The 3,098-nt window shown below is 62.7% G+C and carries 3 protein-coding genes; all 3 read right to left on the bottom strand.

Annotated features, from left to right (window positions below; all coding sequences use genetic code 11):
- Positions 1-39 precede the first annotated feature (39 nt).
- Genes AS96_RS13825 through AS96_RS13815 form a run of 3 tightly spaced genes read right to left on the bottom strand, consistent with a single transcriptional unit; the run spans position 40 to position 3,049 of the window.
- Positions 40-582 (bottom strand): hypothetical protein, encoded by a 543-nt coding sequence (locus AS96_RS13825; RefSeq protein ID WP_036290954.1) that lies wholly within the window; start codon positions 580-582, stop codon positions 40-42.
- On the bottom strand, positions 579-1,736 hold the full coding sequence (locus tag AS96_RS13820; protein ID WP_036290952.1) for a GIY-YIG nuclease family protein: 1,158 nt from the start codon (positions 1,734-1,736) through the stop codon (positions 579-581). Before AS96_RS13820 ends, AS96_RS13825 begins: the two co-directional genes overlap by 4 nt.
- Positions 1,733-3,049: a hypothetical protein gene (locus tag AS96_RS13815; protein ID WP_231477282.1), complete on the bottom strand. Its 1,317-nt coding sequence runs from the start codon at positions 3,047-3,049 to the stop codon at positions 1,733-1,735. The genes AS96_RS13820 and AS96_RS13815 overlap by 4 nt, the downstream gene beginning before the upstream one ends.
- Positions 3,050-3,098: the final 49 nt, after the last annotated feature.

The raw sequence follows: 3,098 nt of genomic DNA, 5'->3' as shown, positions 1-3,098 counted from the left end.
GTGTCCCCGCGCGCGTGCTACCAGATCGTTACATCCGCGCTACCCGAAGCCCCGTCTTAACAGCGGGATTCCGACCGTCCGTGGGAACAAGTCGCCGAGCAGTTCCGAGAGTGCGCGCGTCGCCTCCGGATCAAGGCTCTGCATCAAGACCTCGTCAGCCAGGATCCGGTGATCGACGTACTCGTAGCAAGCAGCGATGTCCATGTCGACGATCCGCACGTCGGCCGCTCGCCCTTCATCGACGCCGAACGCGCGATGCGCGCCGATTCCTTGTTCACGAGACGGCGTCGGCAAGTGCGGCTGAAGTCGACCGACAATCGACTCGTAGATCGTCCTCGCAACTGGCGAGAGGATTCCGATCGGCCTCGGCCCGTATCCCCGCTTTGGCATCGCAATAACGTCCATGGACGGCGTGTGGCCAGCGGTCGCCATCGCGGCGGCAGACGCGGCTAGAATATCGACCCGGTCACCCAACGCCCGCTCTGAGACGAGCAGCGGCAACTCCAGGAGTGGACGAGAAACCACTTCTCTCGCCGCCTCCCCGAAGTCGAGACTCTTCGCGAACTCCGCAGACAGCTTCACCCCTGTCGTCCATTCAGTTTGCGCGTCGAAGGGTCGTAAACGAAGTCAACGATGTCGCCCGACGCGATAAGCGACACCGCCTGATCTATGACCTCGAGGGGGACGACGTACCACTCGGATGGTTCGTACCGGCGTCCGTCCTTCCCGACCTGGCTTACGTCGAGGCGAACCTCGGCGAAGACGCGGTGCAGCAGGTTCTCGAGCGCCGAGGTCTTCATGTTGTAGGTGCGATAACTAGCCACTATCTCCACGGGAGCCATCAGGTACGTCGGCTGCTTCTCGGCGTGCGCGATGCGATCCTCGACAGGGCCGCGTGAAAACCCGATCTTGTGGAGATCCGTGATCGCAGAGATCTGCGGGTCGTCGCTGAGCGAGCGCAGGATGTAGACGTATCCCGTGGCCACGTCGTCAGCCAGGATCGACTCGAACGCTGCAGGAACGACGGCCTGGCCGTGCCCTTCGCCCATGCGTATGCCGAGCGACTGCCGGTACATCGAGGACTCGGTGCCGTTCTCGAAGATGACGCGCAGCCGCTCACGACGGTTCGCGCGCACCGTGGACTCCTTGTACTCGGTCTCGCCGACCTCCGCGATGAACAGCATCACTCCGTTGAGGACGAAGAACGATCCCTCGGTGATGTACTGGATGCCAGGGAACGACACCAGCTTCGTCGTGCCGTCGACGAGCTCCGCGTGTTTCTGCTCGAACAGCGATTCGAACAGCTCGAAGTTCTCCGCGCGCACACGCTGCGCGGCATCCACGGTGGTCTCGGGGCTCTTGCGCTGCGGCAGGTCGGAGGTGTCGAGAATTCCTGTGCCGTCGTCGAGCAGCCCGAGATCATCACCGTCGAGCAAATCATCGAGCGATGCGGGCGCTTCTGGCTCTGCGAGTAGTCCGAACTCGTCGAGGTGCGCCAGGGCGGCGATCTTCTCGTCGTTCGCCAGGATGCCGTCAAGTCGCGCGCCGAGCTTGCGCTCAGCGATCTCGCGGGTATCCGAGCGCGGCGCCCGGTCGTGCTCACGGTAGAACTCGACGATCTCCAGAAACGACCGCTCCAGCCGATCGGAGCTGGTGACCTTGGGCGCCTTCTCCGGGGTGTCAAGGAGGCCGTCTTCGTCCGAGTCGAAGATGCTCTGGAAGTCTATGTCGCTCATGATTCCTGCAACCTCTGCTGGGCGTCGTGCTCGCGCTTCTTCTTGCGCAAGAACAGCAGCGCCTCGCCGTATCGCTTCTCGGTCGGGTCATCGCTGCGCACGTCCGGCTGGCGGCGGTTGACCTTGGCGAACTGCTGGATCTTGGGCCAAAGCAGCAGCGCCTCCTCCTCGCTGACCTCGATGCGGGTCGCCGTGATCGTGTCCTGGATGATGCGCAGCACCTGCGGCGTCACCGACTTGGAAAGCACCTCGAAGGCGCGCTGGAACGGGTTCACTCGATCGATCAGGTTGATGTCGATGTCGTCGATGTTGACGAACTTGTCCGACATTCGGATGAATCGCTTGTCGCCGACCTCGCGCACCTCGCCGTTCTTGATCACAGAGTCGACGACGACCTGCTGGCGCAGTTCCTCGACCTGGGTCTCGTTGAGGTCGGGATAGCGCTCCCGGATGATCTTCGGGATCAGCACTTTGTTCGTGACCTCGGCATCGAGGTTTCCCGCTGCGGCTTTGACGAAGGTGTCGTCCTGCAGGATCGTCGCCTTCAGGTCGTTCAGGTCGGTCGCGACGATCTGCTTCACCCGGTCGGTCGACGGCTCTTTGAAGCCCTTGATGCGCAGCTCTCCGGGCTGCGGGGCATCGTCGTTGCCGGTCTTGGTTTTGAACGTGAAGTTCGGCGCCAACACCTGTTCCATGAGCAACGATGCCGTGATCGCCTTGAGCATGTTGTTGACCGACAGCTTCACCTCGTCGGTGGTCGCGTCGGGCTGAGCGATGAGGTTGGTGAACTGCGCGTGCTCCTTGCCCGAGCTGTCGCGCGTGACCCGCCCGATGATCTGGATCACCTCGGTGAGCGAGGCTCGGTATCCGACCGTGAGGGCGTGCTCCGCGAAGGGCCAGTCGAAGCCCTCCTTCGCCATGCCGAGCGCGATGATGATGTCGACCGCATCGCGTTCTTTGGAGGCGACGGACGTCAGGTAGTGGAGCGTCTCGGCGCGCGCGATCTGGTCGGTGTCGTCAACAAGGTCTGCCACGCGCACGATCTCGCCGTTGTCGCGGCGGCGAATCCGCATGACGTTCGATTCCTCGGTCACGGTCGAGATGACCTCACCGATCGCGTCGAGGATGAATCCGACCTCCTCGATCTTGTCCTTGGTCGACTCGCCGCTGTTGACGTTCGGGATGTGGATGATCGTCTTCTTGTCGAGATCGAGGATCTCGTGGATCGCGCTCGTGTAGCGGCCCTGGTAGAAGTGGTGCCCGATACCGAGCGACTTGAGATACTCGTACCCGTTGAGCGGCTCTTCGGACATTCGGTGGGGGTCATGGGGTGAGTCCGCCGGCGGCGAGGAGCATGCGGAG

Origin of the sequence: Microbacterium sp. MRS-1, assembly GCF_000585455.1 — a bacterium.
Classification (GTDB): Bacteria; Actinomycetota; Actinomycetes; order Actinomycetales; family Microbacteriaceae; genus Microbacterium; species Microbacterium laevaniformans.
The sequence above is the reverse complement of the archived record's forward strand: the minus strand, read 5'-3'. Positions and strand labels throughout refer to the sequence as shown.